Origin of the sequence: Streptomyces sp. JH14 (assembly GCF_029428675.1) — a bacterium.
In the GTDB taxonomy this organism is placed as follows: domain Bacteria; phylum Actinomycetota; class Actinomycetes; order Streptomycetales; family Streptomycetaceae; genus Streptomyces.
This window is the reverse complement of sequence record NZ_JAJNEL010000001.1, coordinates 2378331-2396395: the sequence shown is the minus strand read 5'-3', so window position 1 is coordinate 2396395 and position 18065 is coordinate 2378331. Positions and strand designations below refer to the sequence as shown.

16 protein-coding genes and 1 tRNA gene are annotated in these 18065 nt (G+C 70.6%); 12 read left to right on the top strand and 5 right to left on the bottom strand.

Going from position 1 to position 18065, the window contains the following annotated elements; translation table 11 throughout:
- Window positions 1-58: 58 nt before the first annotated feature.
- Window positions 59-1429, bottom strand: a complete 1371-nt coding sequence (locus LRD69_RS10765; protein ID WP_277326349.1) for a tetratricopeptide repeat protein — start codon at window positions 1427-1429, stop codon at window positions 59-61.
- A 457-nt stretch (window positions 1430-1886) separates the two neighbouring features.
- On the opposite strand from LRD69_RS10765, the gene LRD69_RS10760 reads away from it, so the two are divergent.
- Both LRD69_RS10760 and LRD69_RS10755 read left to right on the top strand, forming a co-directional pair.
- Window positions 1887-2222 (top strand): hypothetical protein, encoded by a 336-nt coding sequence (locus LRD69_RS10760; RefSeq protein WP_346771933.1) that lies wholly within the window; start codon window positions 1887-1889, stop codon window positions 2220-2222.
- A gap of 88 nt (window positions 2223-2310) precedes the next feature.
- Complete coding sequence (locus tag LRD69_RS10755; RefSeq protein WP_277326348.1) at window positions 2311-3237, top strand: fused MFS/spermidine synthase; 927 nt, start codon at window positions 2311-2313, stop codon at window positions 3235-3237.
- Between the two features lie 11 nt (window positions 3238-3248).
- Here the strand turns inward: LRD69_RS10755 and LRD69_RS10750 are convergent, their stop codons facing one another.
- Window positions 3249-3788 carry a hypothetical protein gene (locus tag LRD69_RS10750; protein ID WP_277326347.1) on the bottom strand — a complete coding sequence of 180 codons (540 nt, stop codon included), beginning with the start codon at window positions 3786-3788 and terminating at the stop codon, window positions 3249-3251.
- A 78-nt stretch (window positions 3789-3866) separates the two neighbouring features.
- On the opposite strand from LRD69_RS10750, the gene LRD69_RS10745 reads away from it, so the two are divergent.
- From LRD69_RS10745 to LRD69_RS10700, 10 genes are all read left to right on the top strand, one after another.
- The gene (locus LRD69_RS10745; protein WP_277326346.1) at window positions 3867-4571 is read left to right on the top strand and encodes a response regulator transcription factor; all 705 of its coding nucleotides are present in this window, start codon (window positions 3867-3869) and stop codon (window positions 4569-4571) included.
- Entirely contained in the window at window positions 4568-6001 is a 1434-nt protein-coding gene (locus LRD69_RS10740) for a HAMP domain-containing sensor histidine kinase (RefSeq protein ID WP_277326345.1), read from the top strand. Before LRD69_RS10745 ends, LRD69_RS10740 begins: the two co-directional genes overlap by 4 nt.
- 141 nt (window positions 6002-6142) lie before the next feature.
- Complete coding sequence (locus LRD69_RS10735) at window positions 6143-7624, top strand: cellulose binding domain-containing protein (protein WP_277326344.1); 1482 nt, start codon at window positions 6143-6145, stop codon at window positions 7622-7624.
- Between the two features lie 145 nt (window positions 7625-7769).
- Window positions 7770-7949 (top strand): hypothetical protein, encoded by a 180-nt coding sequence (locus LRD69_RS10730; RefSeq protein WP_277326343.1) that lies wholly within the window; start codon window positions 7770-7772, stop codon window positions 7947-7949.
- 382 nt (window positions 7950-8331) lie between these two features.
- Window positions 8332-8586 (top strand): hypothetical protein, encoded by a 255-nt coding sequence (locus LRD69_RS10725; protein ID WP_277326342.1) that lies wholly within the window; start codon window positions 8332-8334, stop codon window positions 8584-8586.
- 590 nt (window positions 8587-9176) lie between these two features.
- Window positions 9177-10505 (top strand): ABC transporter substrate-binding protein, encoded by a 1329-nt coding sequence (locus tag LRD69_RS10720; protein WP_277326341.1) that lies wholly within the window; start codon window positions 9177-9179, stop codon window positions 10503-10505.
- Between the two features lie 113 nt (window positions 10506-10618).
- Window positions 10619-11617 (top strand): sugar ABC transporter permease, encoded by a 999-nt coding sequence (locus tag LRD69_RS10715; RefSeq protein WP_277326340.1) that lies wholly within the window; start codon window positions 10619-10621, stop codon window positions 11615-11617.
- Between the two features lie 15 nt (window positions 11618-11632).
- Complete coding sequence (locus LRD69_RS10710) at window positions 11633-12550, top strand: carbohydrate ABC transporter permease (RefSeq protein WP_277326339.1); 918 nt, start codon at window positions 11633-11635, stop codon at window positions 12548-12550.
- A 135-nt stretch (window positions 12551-12685) separates the two neighbouring features.
- Window positions 12686-14161 (top strand): GH1 family beta-glucosidase, encoded by a 1476-nt coding sequence (locus LRD69_RS10705; protein WP_277326338.1) that lies wholly within the window; start codon window positions 12686-12688, stop codon window positions 14159-14161.
- Window positions 14162-14403: 242 nt separating this feature from the next.
- A complete protein-coding gene (locus LRD69_RS10700) occupies window positions 14404-15435 on the top strand; it encodes a LacI family DNA-binding transcriptional regulator (RefSeq protein ID WP_277326337.1) in 1032 nt (343 codons plus the stop codon).
- 130 nt (window positions 15436-15565) lie between these two features.
- Here LRD69_RS10700 and LRD69_RS10695 read toward each other — a convergent pair.
- The 3 genes from LRD69_RS10695 to LRD69_RS10685 all read right to left on the bottom strand — a co-directional run bounded on the left by LRD69_RS10695 (window position 15566) and on the right by LRD69_RS10685 (window position 17612).
- Window positions 15566-15638, bottom strand: a tRNA-His gene (locus LRD69_RS10695).
- A gap of 125 nt (window positions 15639-15763) precedes the next feature.
- On the bottom strand, window positions 15764-16366 hold the full coding sequence (gene orn / locus LRD69_RS10690) for an oligoribonuclease (protein WP_277326336.1): 603 nt from the start codon (window positions 16364-16366) through the stop codon (window positions 15764-15766).
- Between the two features lie 10 nt (window positions 16367-16376).
- Window positions 16377-17612 carry a helix-turn-helix domain-containing protein gene (locus LRD69_RS10685; RefSeq protein WP_277326335.1) on the bottom strand — a complete coding sequence of 412 codons (1236 nt, stop codon included), beginning with the start codon at window positions 17610-17612 and terminating at the stop codon, window positions 16377-16379.
- Between the last annotated feature and the right edge of the window lie 453 nt (window positions 17613-18065).

The window sequence follows — 18065 nt, the reverse complement described above, 5'->3', positions numbered from 1 at the left end:
GGTGCGGATCGCGTGGGGGAGGCACCCGGAGGGGCGCCCCCACCACCCGCACCGTGGCTCACGCCTCCGCGCCCACCTCCTCGTACCGCTCCAGGAACTCCGCCACCTCCGGTGCCCCCCGCTGGGCCCGCAGCACCTGTGCCGCTCCCGCCAGCATCGCCCGGATCCGGGAGGACCGGACCTGGGACAGCAGGTCCAGTACCTGGTGCCCCGCCGTGGCCGCTTCCGCCGCCGCCCCCGCACGGGCCAGGTCCGTCGTCAGCTCGGCGCGGTACAGCGCCAGGTTCCGGGTGAAATGGGGGTCCTGGAGCCGGGTGGCCCGCCGCGCGTGCCGGGCCGCCCGCGGCCAGTCGCCCAGCGCGGACCAGCACTGTGCCTCCAGCATTTCCAGCTCCGCCTCGCGGAAGAACGTCATCCACTCCGGATCGGCGTCGGACGTCCCGCGGCCGAAGGCCTTGTGCGCCCGCCCCAGGGCCCGTTCGCACCCGCTGCGGTCGCCGAGCCCGGCCCTGCCCCCCGCCTCCCGCAGTGCGAGCAGCGCCAGCAGCCGCGGTGAGCCCAGTGACTCCGCGGCCCGCTGCCCGGCCTCCGCCGCACGCACCGACTCGCGGGGCCGCCCCGTGTCCCGCGCCAGAAACGACGCATTGCAGAAGGCGTGCGCCTCCAGCCCCGCGTCCCCGGCCACCCGCGCGGTGGCGAGCGCCTCCGCGTAGTGCGAGCGGGCGTCCTCGAAGCGCGCCGAGTCGTGGGCCAGCCACCCCACCGAGATGGCCAGCTCGCCGGCCCCGGCGTGCAGCCGGTCGGAGGTGGAGCGGCGGGTGGTGGTCCCCGAATCGAGCAGGGCGTACGCCGCCCGCAGCGGCTGGGCGGCCCGCCGGTAGAGGCCTCCGCCGCCGTGCCGGTCGTCCAGCAGCCGGATCTGCCGTACCGCCTTCTCGACGGCGGTCACCTCGGCCTCGCCCACCCGCCGTTGTACGGGCACGGCTGCGGCGGCGATGGCTGTGGTGCCCAGGCCGAGACCCAGGGATGCGGCCGCCATCGCGGTGGTGCCGCTCGTCATGAATACGCGACGCAGCACGTCGCTCTCCTCGTCGGTGTCGCTGTGGAGCGTGGGGGGTGGGGGGATGTCGGGACGGCCGGGGGTGTCGTCGGCGGCTCTCGCTCCCCGGCCGCGTACGGTCTCGCGCGCCGAGAAGCCCAGGTCCGCCAGGGTCGCCCCGGGGAACATGTGGAGGAAGACCCGTTCGTAGGCGTAGTTGGGGCAGCGGATCTCGCCGGATTCCACGCGTCCGATGTACCGGGCGTCGCAGGCGACCTGCTCGCCGATCTCGCGCGCGGACCTGCGTACCGCGGCAGCGAACTCCCCGGCGGAGCGCGGTCCGCGCAGCTGCCGGAAGGCGAGGTTGGGGACTGCCCCTGTCGACACCATGGCTGGGCCCTCTCTGGTGCAAGCCGGGCGCCTGTTTCCGGTGTCCCGGCGGAGCAAGAACGTACCTGCTGTGACAGGTCGCACACGCAGCGTTTGCCTACAAAACGGATATCTCACCCATGATCTGCCATGAACTGCCACCCTTTGCGGCGGTGCAGCACCGTAGCCCTTGACGTGGGCGGCGCGTTGGTCCATGTGGAGACGGAGTCTGGCTCCATCTGGCGATGAGAGGAGAGGTCCCTTGTTGCACCTCGGCACGGAGTCCGGCTCGCGGACGACTGCGACGACCTGTACGGCGACGACCGAATCCGGGACGACGGGGTCCGAACCCGCCGAGTCCACCGGCCCCGCGGAGCCCGCTGGCCCAGCCGGGCCCACCCCCCCGACCACGCCCGCGGGTCCCGGCGAGCGTGCCGGGGCAGGGCCCCGCACTCCTCTTGCCGAGGGCCCCTGCGACCTGGTGACCGTGCCGGCCCGCCAGGGCCTGGAGGCCGTGGACATCCTGCGCCGCGGCGCGGACCAGGAGGCTGTCGGCCCGGTTCTGCACGACGGCGCCTGCGCCACCCTCGGCTTCCTGGTGCCGCCGGGCACCGCCGAGGCCTGGGACGTGCCGGGCAGTGCCTGTACGCAGACGAACGGCCGCGGGCTGCGGATCCCCGCGGAACCGCCCGTCTCCGGCTCCGGCTGGCTGCTGCCGCCCGCCGACGACGCCCCGGTCACCGACCCGGCCGTGCTGCGCGCCGCACTCGACCAGGCGGCCCGGCTGATCGAGGCGGCCGACAACTGTTGCTGAGCCGATAATGGCCAGGTGGGCGGGTTTCCCCGCCGCTGCCGGTCCTGCACCGGCCCGGGCGATGATCAGTGAGTAGGGACGAGCGCACGTGGCACGTCGAGGTGGATCGAGCGGCGGCGCAGGCGGCCGGAAACGTGCGGAGCGCACGTCGGACCGCGGCTCCGGCCGCATATCCGACCGCAAGCCGGAGAACCTCGCCGAGGCCGTCGACGGCGGCCTCGCCGAGCTGATCCCCGACCGGGAGCGGGCGCACGCCTGGACGCTCACGCTCGACGGCGCCCCGCAGTCCCACGTCGACCTCGACGACCCCTCGTACCTCTCCTTCGCCTACCAGCGACGGATCGGTCACATCGCCGATCTCGCCGCCCCCGCCCAACAGCCCCTGCATGTCGTGCACCTGGGCGGTGGCGCCTTCACTCTCGCCCGTTACATCGCGGCGACCCGGCCCCGCTCCACCCAGCAGATCGTCGAGCTGGACGCGGCGCTCGTCCAACTCGTGCGCCGGGAGCTGCCGTTGGACCCGCAGGCCCGGATCCGGGTCCGCTCCACCGATGCCCGGGCCGGTCTCGCGAAGATCCCGGACGACTGGGCGGATCTCGTCATCGCCGACGTCTTCGGCGGAGCCCGCACGCCCGCCCATCTCACCAGCGCCGAGTTCCTCGCCGACGTACGCAGGGTCCTGAGGCCCACCGGGCAGTACGTGGCCAACCTCGCCGACGGTCCGCCGCTGGCCCATCTGCGCGGCCAGATCGCCACCGCCGCCACCGTCTTCCTGGAGCTGGCACTCGCCGCCGACCCGGCCGTGCTGCGCGGCCGGCGCTTCGGCAACGCCGTGCTGCTCGCCTCGGCGCTACCGCTCAAGGTCGCCGAACTGACCCGCCGGGTCGCCACCGACCCGCACCCCGGACGCGTCGAACACGGCAAGGAGCTCGTCGACTTCACCGGAGGCGCGGCGGCGGTGAGCGATGCGGACGCCCGACCGTCACCCGCGCCGCCGCCCTCCGCTTTCCAGTGACCGGCCGGTGATCAGGCGATCTCGACCATCGGCGGATGGTCGTTCCAGGTGCAGAAGACCGACACCGTCGTCCCGTCGTCGGTGGAGAAGTCCACCCGGATCCAGCTCGGGTTCGTCCAGACCTGCATCGACCAGCCCGGATCCGGGGTCGCCGAGACCAGCTTCGCCGAGTGGGCGTAGAGGTCGAACACGACCCGGCCGCCGTCCGTCGGGTAACTCTTCACCGTGCCGGAAGGCTTGGCCGGGCGCGCGGACGAAGGGCTGCTCACCGGGGTGCGGGAGGCACGCGGGGGCGCGGTCGCGGACGGCTTCGCAGTGGTGCGAGGGGTGCTGCTGGGAGTCGCGGTCGCCGACGGCTGCGGGCGCTTCGTCGAGGACGACAGCGCCTCCGACCCGTTGCGGCCGGAGCGGGCGTTCGCGGAGATGGGCACCGCGCGCGGCGGGTCGTACGCGGTTCCCGCCATCACCGTGTGCACGCCCCACCACGACAGCGTGACCGCCGCCCCGGTGGCGAGCGACCACGCAAGCGCGTGTACGAGTCCTCGTTGCATCCGGCACATCCTGCACCAACGAAGCCCGTGCTGTCCGGAGGAGGACCGAGGGCCGGTCCATGGCGTACGGTGCCGCCCATGCCAAGTGTGCTTGTGGTCGAGGACGACCAGTTCGTACGATCCGCCCTCATCCGGCACCTCACGGAGGCCTCCCATACGGTACGGAGTGTCGGCACCGCGCTCGAAGCACTGCGCGAAGTCGCCCATTTCCGTTTCGACGTGGTCATTCTCGATCTCGGCCTGCCCGATCTCGACGGCGCCGAGGCGCTGAAGATGCTCCGTGGCATCACCGACGTACCCGTGATCGTCGCGACCGCGCGGGACGACGAGAGCGAGATCGTCCGGCTGCTGAACGACGGCGCCGACGACTACCTGACCAAACCGTTCTCGGTGGAGCACCTGTCGGCACGGATGGCCGCCGTCCTGCGCCGCGCGCGCAGCGCAGGGGGCGAGGCGTCGTCGGCGAGCGTCATACAGGTCGGCGGGCTCTCCATAGATCCGCTGCGCCGCCAGGCCGAACTGGACGGCAGCGCGCTCGACCTGACCCGCCGGGAGTTCGATCTGCTGACGTTTCTGGCCGGGCGCCCCGGGGTCGTCGTCCCGCGCAAGGAGCTCCTGGCCGAGGTCTGGCAGCAGTCGTACGGTGACGACCAGACCATCGACGTCCATCTCTCCTGGCTGCGCCGGAAGCTCGGCGAGACGGCGGCCAGGCCGCGCTATCTGCACACCCTGCGCGGCGTCGGCGTGAAACTCCAGCCCCCGGCCCCGGAGCGGCCCGCATGAGATGGGCCCTGGTCAAGGTGTGTCTGGCCGTCACCGCGATGGTCGTCGTCGCCTTCGCCGTACCGCTCGGCCTCGTCGTCAAGGAGATGGCCCGCGACCGCGCCTTCTCCGACGCCGAACGGCAGGCCGCCACGATCGGTCCGACGCTCTCCATCACCACCGACCGCGCCGAACTGGAGACGGCCGTCCTCACCACCGAACCGGGGGCCGCGGGCCGGATGGCCGTCCACATCCCCGCCTCCGCGGAGCCGGACAGCCGGCCGGTCGAGATCGGCACCCGGCGCGCCACCCGCAAGGACCTGGAGACCGTACGCGCCTCGGGGCGTGCCTCGATCAGCGAGGTCGCCGGCGGCTCCGCGCTGCTCCAGCCGACCGCGCTGGGGTCCGGGGGCATCGCCGTCGTCGAGGTGTTCGTGCCCGAGGGCGATGAGTCCAACGGGGTCACCACCGCCTGGCTGACGCTGGCCGGCGTCGGCATCGGGCTGATCGTCGGCTCGGTCGCGGTCGCCGACCGGCTCGGCGTACGGATGGTGCAGCCCGCCCAGCGGCTCGCGAGCGCCGCCCATGACCTGGGGGAGGGGCGGCTGGGGACCAGGGTCCGGGAGGAGGGGCCGACCGAACTGCGCTCCGCCGCCGTCGCGTTCAACTCGATGGCCGACCAGGTCGTCCAGCTCCTCTCCAACGAACGGGAACTGGCCGCCGACCTCTCGCACCGGCTGCGCACCCCGCTCACCGTCCTCCGCCTCAACGCCGCCTCGCTCGGCGAGGGCCCGGCCGCCGAACAGACCCGGGCCGCCGTCGAGCAGCTGGAGCACGAGGTCGACACGATCATCCGTACCGCCCGCGAACAGCGCCCGCAGACCCAGGGGCTGAACGGCGGGCCGGGGGCCGGCTGCGACGCCTCCGAGGTGATCCGGGAGCGGATGGACTTCTGGTCGGCACTCGCCGAGGACGAGGGGCGCGAGGTGCGCCTCGCGGGGGTGGACCGCACGGTACGCATCCCGGTCGCCCGGCCCGAACTGGTCGCCGCGCTCGACGCGTTGCTCGGCAACATCTTCCGGCACACGCCGGAGGGCACCGCCTTCGCCGTCGACGTGCACCACAGCGGCGACGCCGTGATCGTGCTGGTCTCGGACGCGGGCGGCGGCATAGCCGACCCCAAGGCGGCCCTGGCGCGCGGCGGAAGCGGCGGGGGAGGGCCGCAGGGCTCGGTGGGCTCGACGGGACTCGGGCTCGACATCGTCCGCCGGGTCGCGGAGTCCACCGGCGGCGATGTGCGGATCGGGCGGTCGGTGCTCGGCGGCACGGAGGTCCGCGTCTGGATCTGGCTCGACGGCCGCCGGCCCGGGCAGGGCGGGAGAGGCCGGGGCGGGCGCGGCCACCGGGTGGGCCGGCAGCGTCGCCGCCTGCCGTTCACCGGTCGGGCTTAACCCGTACCGATGTGCCCCTTAAGCCAACCCTAAGAACATCAACCCGCGTCCGGATCAGGGCATTTGCCGGTTTCGGTGCCGCTAGCGTGCTGCCGCATCCCCACATCCGTAGGACTCCCGTAGGACAGAGGCAGGCACGCAATGGGCACCAGCACGCACCGGCGCACGGCGAGCACCAGGACCAAGGCGATAGGCGCCGTCGTCGCCGCGGCCGTGATCGGCTCCACGATCTTCGCCCTCACCGGTACCGCCCAGGCTGCCGCGGTCGGAGCTGCGTACACCAGGACCAGCGGCTGGACCGGCGGCTACACCGGGCAGTACGTCGTCACCAACGACACCGACACGGCCCAGTCGGACTGGACACTCGAATTCGACCTGCCCGCCGGCACGGCGATCAGCTCCCTCTGGAACGGCGACCACGCCGTCAGCGGCGGCCACGTCACGGTGAAGCCCGCAGAATGGAACAAGAAGCTGGCCCCCGGCGCGTCGGTCACTGTCGGCTTCGTCACCACCGCGGGCGGCACGGCGGCGGACCCGACCGGCTGTCTCATCAACGGCGCCAAGTGCTCCGTCGACACGGGTGCGACGCCGGAGCCCAGCGGCCGCCCGACGGGGAGCGCGACCCCGACCCCCACGGCCACCCCCACGACCGAGCCCTCACCGACCGCCACGTCGACGACCCCCACGCCCACCCCCACGGCGACCGACGGCGGCGGTGGCGGCACGACGGGCGGAGCGGGCTTCGCCCCGTACGTCGACACCTCGCTCTACCCGGCGTACGACCTGGTCGACACCGCGACCAGGACCGGGGTGAAGGAGTTCAATCTCGCCTTCATCACCTCCGGCGGCAGCTGCACCCCGCTCTGGGGCGGCATCACCGGCCTCGGCGACGACCACGTCGCCTCCCAGATCGGCGCGCTGCGGGCCAAGGGCGGCGACGTCCGGGTCTCCTTCGGCGGTGCGGCCGGCTCGGAACTGGCCCTCAAGTGCACCTCCGCCGCCGACCTCGCCACCGCGTACGGCAAGGTCATCGACGCGTACAAGCTCACCAAGGTCGACTTCGACATCGAGGGCGGCGCGCTGCCCGACACGGCGGCCAACTCCCGCCGCGCCCAGGCGATCGCTCAGCTCCAGAAGTCCCACCCGTCCCTGGACGTCTCCTTCACCCTGCCGGTCATGCCCGAGGGCCTCACCCAGCCGGGTGTGGACCTGATCGCCGACGCGAAGAAGAACGGCGTCAAGGTCGGCGCGGTCAACGTCATGGCGATGGACTACGGGGCCTCGTACAGCGGCGACATGGGCTCGTACGCGATCCAGGCGGCGACCGCGACGCAGGCCCAGATCAAGGGCGTGCTCGGACTGGCGGACGCGGCGGCGTGGAAGGCGGTGGCCGTCACCCCGATGATCGGTGTGAACGACGTCACCACGGAGATCTTCAAGGTCGAGGACGCCACGCAGCTGGTGAAGTTCGCCCAGGAGAAGGGCCTCGGCCGGCTGGCGATGTGGTCGGGCACCCGCGACAAGCAGTGCGCGGGCGGGGCGCAGCCGTACGCGGATGCCTCATGCAGCTCGATCGTCCAGGAGCCGCTCGCCTTCACGAAGGCGTTCGGCGCGTACAAGTAGTCGCTCAGGCCCCACAGACCGCCACCCCCCGCGCGCATCCCGGCCGGCCCCACACCCCCACATCCGGCCGGGGTGCGCCCCCCCATGTGTCGTGCGGGCCCCGCCGCCCCGCCCGGCTCACCGCCGCACGGCCAGGATCGATGCCGTGAGGGCCGAGGTGCCCTGGCTCGCCCCGGCACCGTCCTCCGACCGGCCCGGCCCGGGACTCGGCGCCATTGCCGGACTGCGCTGTCCCGTCGCCGTCGCGTGCCCGACGAAGTCGACGATCTCCGCCTCGATCCCCGCAGCCGCAGCCGCAGCCGCAGCCGCCAGCCGCCAGCCGTGACGGGGGGCCCGGCTCGCCGCGGCCGCCGCCCGGGCCGTCTCCCGCACGGTGAATTCGTCGAGGTAAACGAACCGCGCGGTCGAAGAACGACTGCACGCGCTCACGGCGCGCGAGCCGTACCAGCCCCTCACCCTCACCCGGGCGGGAAGCGTGCACGGCAGGCCCGCGCGAACCCGGCGGATGCGGGGCAGGATGAGCCGTGGGTGCCACGGGCGGGGGACCCGGATCGCCACGCCCGCCGAGCAGGAATGTGAGGAAGTCACGGCAGGCCGCGGCCACGACCCCCTAGTAATCCATCACCACATGTCACATCTTTGGTGGATGACCGGTCATAAGGGTGAAAGCTTCACCTGGGATCGCTACCCCCAAGGAGAACGACGTCGTGAACAAGCCAGTACTCGAGCCTGCGGCTCAGGAGCTCACGCGGGCGACGGTCAACCCGCCCTTCCCCTATGAGCTGGGCCCGCAGGGCCCCGGGAAGGTCCTCGGCGCTCTGCAGGCGACCCCCGTCGAGAAGCCCGGCGTGCGGGAGAAGTGGGTCACGGCGCCGGCCGCGGCCGGTTGGGTACCGGTACGGATCGTCACGACCGTCGATGCCGGGGAGCGCGCTACCGGTCGTCCTCCACGTCCAGGGTGAAGGCCTGCCCCTCGGCGACGCGGGCACCCGGCTGCCTGGTGCCCGCGCGGGCGACTGTCGCCGCCCGGCCACTCCGTGGCGGGCCTCGGCTTCGGAGAAAGAAGGCGGATGGGCCCTCCACCGCCCTCGCCGAGCAATGTCCCGTTCACCTTCCGGTGGGCGGCCGGGAGTGAACCGGGTAGGACCAGGACCGCTCCGTGGGGCGGGCGGAAATGTGGCCCGGTCGCGGCGGCTCGGCGTGGCCGGCCGACCGGGCCGTCCCCAACAAGCCCTTGGCCTGCGGTTTTACGAAGCGGCGCACGTTCCCGGCCGATGCCTGCGGGATATGGCAAGACCTGGGCGGGACACGATCTCGTGACCTGCAGGACACACTCGGGCAACGGAAGCGTCTTCAACTCTTGACACCCACCCCCTCAAGGCAGGAACCTTCCGACATCGATGCATGGGAGCGCTCCCACATCGGGCGGGGTTTTCCCGCTCGAAACGGCACTGCCCGTGTTCTCCCCCTGAACCATTCGGCACCCGCACTCACCAGTGCGTATGCCGCGCAGTCAGAACGCCAGTCACATCCTGGAACAAGGAGTAGTGGAATGCGTATCACCCGCACCGTCGCCGGTCGGAGCCGCAGAGCCGCGGTTCTGGTCACCACGGGCCTGACAGCCTCGGCCCTGTTGCTGACCGGCTGCAGCAGCGATTCGGACTCATCGGACAACACGGGCTCTGATGCGAACGGGAAGATAACGCTGACCGTCGCCGACTTCGGGCAGTTCGGCTACAAGGAAGCCGGCCTCTTCGCCAAGTACCACGAGCTGAACCCGAACATCACGGTCAAGGAAGACGCCACCGCCGACGAGAAGGTCTACTACCCCAAGCTGCTCCAGCAGCTGAACTCGGGCAGCGGCCTGTCGGACGTCCAGGGCCTTGAGGTCGGCCGGATCAAGGAGATCGTCGACACCAAGGCGTCCGCCTTCGTCGACCTCAGCAAGGTGATCAACGTCGACGACTGGGTGTCCTGGAAGGAGAAGCAGGCCACCACGGCAGACGGCGCGGTGATCGGCGCGGGCACCGACATCGGTCCGATGTCGCTCTGTTACAACACCGACCTCTTCAAGAAGGCCGGTCTGCCGACCGACCCCAAGGAGGTCGCCGCCAAGGTTGCCGGCGGCTGGGAGGACTACCTCAAGCTCGGTGAGGAGTACAAGAAGTCCGCCCCCAAGGGCACCTTCTTCATGGACTCCGCGAGCGCGATGTACAACGCCGTGGTGAGCTCCAGCCCGAAGCAGTACTACGACGAGAGCGGCAAGCCGATCTACAAGGAGAGCCCCAGCGTCAAGCAGGGCTGGGACCTTGCGGCCGAGGCGGCGTCGAAGAAGCTGACCCAGGGCCTCGCCCAGTTCAGCCCCCCGTGGAATGCCGCACTGCGCAAGAGCACCATGGCCACCGTGGCCTGCCCCGCGTGGATGGCCGGTCAGATCTCGGTCAACGCCGGTGAAGGCAACAAGGGCAAGTGGAACATCACCACCGCCCCCGGGGCGACCGCCGCCAACTGGGGTGGCTCGTTCCTCGCCGTGCCCAAGTCGGGCAAGCACGTCGACGAGGCCACCAAGCTCGTCAAGTGGCTGACCGCCCCCGAGCAGCAGGCCGCCGTCTTCAAGGCGATCGGCAGCTTCCCGTCCAACAAGCTCGCGTACGACCTGCCGGACGTGAAGACCGCGAAGCTGGCGTACTTCAACGACGCCCCGATCGGTGAGATCTACGCCGGCGAGGCCAAGTCGATCCCCGAGACCGTCCTCGGCCCGAAGGACGGCATCATCAAGGACACCATCTCCACCCAGATCAACAACATGGAGCAGCGCGGCACCAGCCCTGACGACGCGTGGAAGGCTGCGACCAGCTCGATCGACAAGGCGATCGGCTGACCGTCGCCGGTGCGGGCGGCCCCCAGGAGCCGCCCGCACCGGCACGCGTACAGCCCCGCACTCGGGCTCATCGAAGCACGGCAACTCAGCAACGCAGGGAAGGACTCCCGCCCGTGGCCACCTCGACTCCCACCCGGGACGCATACGCTCCGCCACCCGGCGGTTCCCAGCAGCCACCGCAGATCTCCCGTCGGCGGACATGGCGGAGCCGGCTGTGGCGGTTCGACGACAAGGCATCGCCGTACGCCTACATAGCCCCGTTCTTCCTCGTCTTCGGCGCCTTCGGGCTCTATCCGCTGCTGTACACCGGATGGATCGCCCTGCACCGGGTGGAGATGACCGGCCTGGACCAGATGGAGTGGGTCGGCTGGGGCAACTTCGACACGATCCTGCACGACTCCGAATTCTGGACAGCCGTCAGCAACACCTTCCTGATCGGGGTCATGTCGGCGGTTCCGCAGCTGCTGGTCGCGCTCGGCCTGGCCCACCTGCTGAATTACAAGCTGCGCGCCAGCACCTTCTGGCGGACGGTCATCCTCACCCCGTACGCCACCTCCGTGGCCTCCGCTGCCCTGGTCTTCGCCCTGGTCTTCCGGACCGACGGCGGTCTGCTGAACTGGGTGCTGGAGTTCGTCGGCCTCGGCCACACCAACTGGGCCAACGGCCACTGGACGTCCAAGATCGCCATCTCCATCATCGTGATCTGGCGCTGGACGGGCTACAACACGCTGATCTATCTCGCCGCCATGCAGTCCGTGCCGTCCGATCTGTACGAGGCGGCCTCGATCGACGGCGCCTCGCGCTGGCAGCAGTTCCGCAAGGTGACCATCCCCTCGTTGCGGCCCACGATCCTCTTCACGATCGTCATCTCGACCATCGGCTCCATGCAGCTGTTCGGTGAGCCCCTGCTGCTGGAAGGCGGCACTCTCGGAGCCACCGGCGGCAACGAGAATCAGTACGAGACGCTCAGCGTCTACCTCTACAACTACGGCTGGAATCTGGGGCACCTCGGTCCGGCCGCCGCAGTGGCCTGGGCGATGCTCGCCCTCCTGCTGCTCATCGCCGCGGTCAACTGGCTCATCGGCCGCTTCGTACGCAAATCCGCGGTCTGACCGGGAGCGATTTCCATGACCATGACCAGCCCCACCAAAGCCCCGGAACTGGGCATCCCGCAGCCGGTCCACCGGGCGCCGCGGCGCCAGGCCCGCTTCGCGCCGGGCGCGGGCAAGCAGTTGCAGGGCGGCCCGTTCGCCTATATCGCCCTGGCCGTCGTCGGTATCGGCTCGCTCCTGCCGCTCTACTGGACTCTGGTTGCCTCGTCCCACACCCAGGACGAGGTACTGGCCTCCACCCCGCCCTTCCTGCCGGGCGGACGGCTGTTTCACAATCTCGACGCCGCATGGAACCAGGCGCACCTCGGCAAGGCGATCGTCAACAGCATCGTCGTCTCCAGCTGCATCACGGTGGCGACGCTCTTCTTCTGCACCCTGGCCGGCTACGCCTTCGCCAAGATGCGCTTCAAGGGCCGCGGCGCACTGATGGCCGGAGTCATCGCCACGCTCACGATCCCGCCGCAGCTCAGTGTCGTCCCGCTGTTCATGATGATGTCCGACATCGGCTGGGGCGGAAAGCTGGAGTCGGTGATCTTCCCGACGCTGGTGAGCGCGTTCGGTGTCTTCTTCATGCGGCAGTACCTGCTCGAGGCTCTGCCGTACGAGCTCATCGAGGCGGCCAAGCTGGACGGCGCCAACAACTTCCGCATCGTGCGGAGCGTGGTGCTCCCGGTGGCCCGCCCGGCGATGATGGTGCTCGGGATGCTCACCTTCGTACAGGCGTGGAACGACTTCTTCTGGCCCTATCTCGCCCTGAACCAGCAGAAGCCGACGCTTCAGGTGGCCCTCGGCCTGCTGAGCGCCTCCTACACCCCCGACCAGAGCATCGTCATGGCCGGGGCACTGATCAGTACGCTGCCGCTGCTCGTGGTCTTCGTGATCTTCGGCAAGCAGATCGTCGGAGGGATCATGTCCGGCGCCGTCAAGGGCTGACCGACGCGCCCCGGCCTCCGGGTGACGCTCCGTCACCCGGAGGATGCCTCCTCGCGTCCCGGCCGTCCCGTACCACCCCTCCCCCCCTCTCCCTCCGCCTGCCTCTGTTCCGTCCACTCATGGGAGCGCTCCCGCATGACTGCCGTACGACCTGACATCACCCCGAAGCCGGCATCCGAGGCAACGAACTCGCCGACGCTCTTCCCCACGGGCTTCGTCTGGGGTGCGGCCACGGCCGCCTACCAGGTCGAAGGAGCCGCCGCAGAGGGCGGCCGCACCCCTTCCATCTGGGACACCTTCAGCCACACTCCGGGCAAGGTCCTGAACGGCGACACCGGCGATGTCGCCGCCGACCACTACCACCGCTACCGCGACGACGTGGCGCTGATGAAGGAGCTGGGGCTCAAGGCCTACCGCTTCTCCGTCTCCTGGTCGCGGGTGCAGCCCACCGGCCGCGGCCCCGCCGTGGAACGCGGCCTGGACTTCTACCGCAAGCTGGTCGACGAACTGCTCGAGGCGGGCATCACCCCCGTCGCGACCCTCTACCACTGGGACCTTCCCCAGGAACTGGAGGACGCGGGCGGCTGGCCCGAGCGGGCCACCGCCGAACGCTTCGCCGACTACACCGCCATCATGGCCGGCGCCCTCGGCGACCGTATCCCCATGTGGACCACCTTCAACGAGCCGTGGTGCTCGGCCTTCCTCGGTTACGGCTCCGGTGTGCACGCCCCGGGCCGCACCGAACCGTCGGCCACCCTGCGTGCGGCACACCATCTCAACCTCGCCCATGGCCGGGCGATCGAGGTACTGCGCAATCAACTCCCCGCTGGAGCGCAGACCTCGGTCACCCTCAATCTGCACCAGGTCCGTCCACTGACGGACAGCGCCGCCGACGCGGACGCCGCCCGCCGGATCGACGCCGTCGGCAACCGGATCTTCACCGGCCCGATCCTGCGCGGTGCGTACCCCGAGGACCTGATCGCCGACACGTCGCACGTGGTGGACTGGTCGAAGCTGGTGCACGACGGCGACCTGGCCGCGATCTCCCGCCCGATCGACGTACTGGGCGTCAACTACTACACGCCCACGATCGTCTCCACGCCCCAGGAGGGCCAGGGCGACTCCCGCGACGACGGCCACGGCAACAGCGACCACTCCCCGTGGACCGGCTCCGAGCAGGTCGCCTTCCACCTCGCCGAGGGCAAGAAGCGCACCGCGATGAACTGGGCGATCGACCCCAACGGGCTGTACGAGCTGCTCATGGACGTCACCCGCGACCACCCGGGTCTGCCCCTGATGGTCACCGAGAACGGTGCGGCCTTCGAGGACCGTGTCTCGCCCGAGGGCACGGTCGAGGACCCGGAGCGGATCGAGTACCTGCGCGGTCACCTCGGTGCCGTCCAGCGTGCCGTCGCCGACGGCGCGGATGTCCGGGGCTACTTCCTGTGGTCCCTGATGGACAACTTCGAGTGGGGATACGGGTACTCCAAGCGGTTCGGTGCCGTCTACGTCGACTACGAGTCCCAGCGCCGCATCCCCAAGGCGAGCGCCCACTGGTACTCCGATGTGATCCGCCGTCACGCCCTTCCGGCGGCTCCCGATCTCGCCTGAGCGGTAGCCGCAGGCGCACCCGACCGACGACGGAGACCCGGCCCCCGCCGGGTCTCCGTCGTTTCCGCACATCCGTTCCCCCTGGTCACCTGCACCCCTCGTTGTCATCACGTAGAGTGGGAGCGCTCCCATGAGTGGGGCCCGGCACATCCGGTGGGACCGGACGGATGCCGAGGGGTCCAACGGGTGGACTTGGTTTGGTCATCCGACTGTGAGAAGTTGACCGCGAACGGGAGGCAGCCATGGCGGCAGGGCGAGTACGGAGCGGCGGGCGGCCCACGCTCGAAGAGGTTGCGGCGCGGGCCGGAGTCGGGCGTGGCACGGCCTCGAGGGTCATCAACGGCTCGCCGCGGGTCAGTGAGCACACCCGCGAGGCGGTCGAAGCCGCGGTTGCCGAGCTGGGATACGTGCCCAACCGCGCGGCCCGCGCGCTCGCCGCCAACCGTACGGACGCCATCGCCCTCGTCGTGCCCGAGCCCGAGACCCGCTTCTTCGCCGAGCCGTACTTCTCGGACATCGTCCGCGGGGTCGGTGCGGCCCTCGCCGACACCGAGATGCAGTTGCTGCTGACCCTCGTCGGCAGCGACCGCGAACGCAAGCGGCTGGCCCAGTATCTGACCGCCCACCGCGTCGACGGCGTGCTGCTGGTCTCCGTGCACGCCGACGACCCGCTGCCGGACCTGCTGGAGCAGCTCGGCATGCCGGCCGTGATGAGCGGCCGCAGATCCGCCTCCGAAACGCTCGCCGCGGTCGACTCCGACAACTTCGAGGGCGCGCGCAGCGCCGTCGACCACCTGATCTCCCGAGGGCGCCGCACCATCGCCACGATCACCGGGCGCCTCGATGTGTACGGTGCGCAGCGCCGCGTCGACGGCTATCGCAAGGCGGTGGCGGCGGCCGGTCTCGGCCCGGTGGAGCAGCTGATCGTCCCCGGTGACTTCACCGAGGAGGGCGGGGCCCGGGCCATGCGGGAGCTGCTGGCCCGCCGCCCGGACGTGGACGCGGTCTTCGCCGCCTCCGACGTGATGGCCGCGGGCGCCCGTCAGGTGCTGCGGGAGGCCGGCCGGCGGATCCCGGACGATGTGGCGCTCGTCGGCTTCGACGACTCGGCCGTGGCCCGCCACATGGACCCCGCGCTCACCAGCGTGCGCCAGCCGATCGAGGAGATGGGCCGGGCGATGACGCGGCTGCTGCTGCAGGAGATAGCGGGCGAGAACGAGGAACGCCCGCAGATCGTGCTCCCCACCGAACTGATCGTCCGCGATTCGTCCTGACCGTCACCCGGCCCGTCACCTGGCGTCCTGGCCGGGTGACGACCGTCACATGCGGGACTGGTGAGGGAGGCTCAGCCGCGGGGGCATACGAGAAGGACCCCGGTCCGAAGACCGGGGCCCTTCTCTTCAGGGTGAGTAACGGGACTCGAACCCGCGACATCCTGGACCACAACCAGGTGCTCTACCATCTGAGCTATACCCACCGTGTCCGGTCTTTTCTGACCGGCCGAGAAAAAGTGTACAGGGTCCGAGAGGGTGCTCGCGCCCCCGTTGTTCAGCCGCTGATCCCGACCCGCGAAACGTACGTGACCAGCGGCTTCCCGAGGTCCTACGAAGGCGGCTGCGTCAGGCGTGTCGCAATGGCCTTCGCATGCTCCGAGTCGGGCCCGGGCTGCGGCACGAAGATCGCCTCCCGGTAGTACCGCAGTTCCGTGATGGAGTCACGGATGTCCGCGAGCGCCCGGTGGTTGCCGTTCTTCTCCGGGCTGTTGAAGTACGCCCTCGGGTACCAGCGGCGAGCCAGCTCCTTGATCGACGAGACATCGACGATCCGGTAGTGGAGGTAGCTCTCCAGGGCCCCCATGTCGCGGGCCAGGAATCCGCGGTCGGTACCGACCGAGTTTCCGCAGAGCGGGGCCTTGCCCGGCTCCTTCACGTGCTCGCGCACATAGGCCAGGACCTGCGCCTCGGCGTCGACCAGCGTGGTGCCGCCGGCCAGCTCCTCGAGGAGGCCCGAGGCGGTGTGCATCTGGCGCACCACCTCGGGCATCGTCTCCAGGGCCCTGTCCGGCGGGCGGATCACGATGTCGACCCCTTCGCCGAGCACGTTCAACTCCGAGTCGGTGACCAGTGCGGCCACCTCGATGAGTGCGTCTTCCGTCAACGAGAGCCCGGTCATCTCGCAGTCGATCCACACCATGCGATCGTTCATGTGTCCCACCCTACGGGGCGCTGCGCTGCCCCGGCAGGGTCGGGCGTCCTGTGGCGTACACGTCGGACGACGGCTTCCCGTGCTCCGGCTGCCCCGGCCCGACCCCCATGGCGGATGCGGCCGGAGGGCCCGACGGGGTCACCGCCGCACCGGCCCTCCGGCTCGCGGACATGCCCTGTGCGGGCACGGCCGTCTCGACCGCCGTCGCCACCGGATCCAGCCCCCCGGCCTGCGGACGGCGGGCCCGGTAGGCGGCCCGGTACGCGGCGGGGGAGGAGCCCAGCTGGCGCCGGAAGTGTCCGCGCAGCGCCACCGGCGAACGGAAGCCGCAGCGGCCCGCGACCTCGTCGACGGAGTAGTCGGACGTCTCCAGCAGCCGCTGCGCCTGCAGCACCCGCTGGGTGATCAGCCACTGGAGCGGTGCGCTGCCAGTGAGCGAACGGAACCTGCGGTCGAAGGTCCGCCTGCTCATATAGGCGCGCGCGGCCAGCGTCTCCACGTCGAACTGCTCGTGCAGATGCTCCAGCGCCCAGGCCACGACCTCGGCGAGCGGGTCGGAGCCGATTTCCTCTGGTAAAGACCTGTCGAGGTAGCGCTCCTGACCGCCACTGCGCCGCGGCGGCACGACGAGCCGGCGGGCCAGCGCCCCGGCAGCCTCGGTGCCGTGGTCGGTGCGGACTATGTGCAGGCAGAGGTCGATACCGGCCGCCGTCCCCGCGGAGGTGAGCACATCGCCGTCGTCGACGAACAGCTCACGCGGATCGACGTGGACCGACGGATAGCGCTTGGCCAGCGTCGGTGCGTACATCCAGTGCGTGGTCGCCGGGCGGCCGTCCAGCAGGCCGGCGGCGGCGAGCACGAACGCACCGGTGCACAGCCCGACGATGCGGGCCCCCTCCTCATGGGCGCGGCGCAGCGCGTCCAGCGCCTCGGCGGGCGGCGGAGACGTGATCGAACGCCAGGCGGGCACCACGACGGTGCCTGCGCGACTGATCGCCTCCAGCCCGTAGGGCGTGGTGAGTTCGAGCCCGCCCGTGGTCCGCAGCGGTCCGTCCTCCCCGCCGCAGACGAGGAGCCGGTAGCGCGGAACTCCCGCGTCCTGGCGGTCGATTCCGAACACGGAGAGCGGAATGGAGCTCTCGAAGATGGGGCCGCCGCTGAACAGCAGCACAGCGACGACTTCCCGACGTCGTCGTCCGCTGAGCTTCCGTACAGCCTCCGTTGCGGCGGCGGAGTCCTGGCTCATGACGCTAAGCCCCCCTCGGTGTTCGCGTCTTCCTGGTCCTTGCGGCCCTGTCGCTCCTGCACATTTCCCCTCGGTGTTGCACGAGTCCCCAGCCTTCGGCACCCAAGATCGAATCTACTGCGTCCCGCGGTGCCGTCGTGACAAGTTGACCAACCAGGACTATGTCGACAAGGCAACTTGGCGGGAAGCATTCGATCACGAAGGGTTTCACTGACAGGGCGTCCAGGGAAGTGCGCCTCGCGTTCGTGGCCCGTCCCTGTTGGTTGGAAGCGTACCGCCTGGTCTCTTCTTGCCTGCTGGCAAGGGGGTTGATCGGCCAATTCCCCAAGCAGGTGACAGGGGTCAGAAGTTGGCTGAAAACATGCGGTTGCGGATGCTTGAATCCGTCATTCGACCGCCGGACGACCCCGAGGCGGCGACTGTGTCGGCCTGTTCCCGCGGCCGAACCCGCGG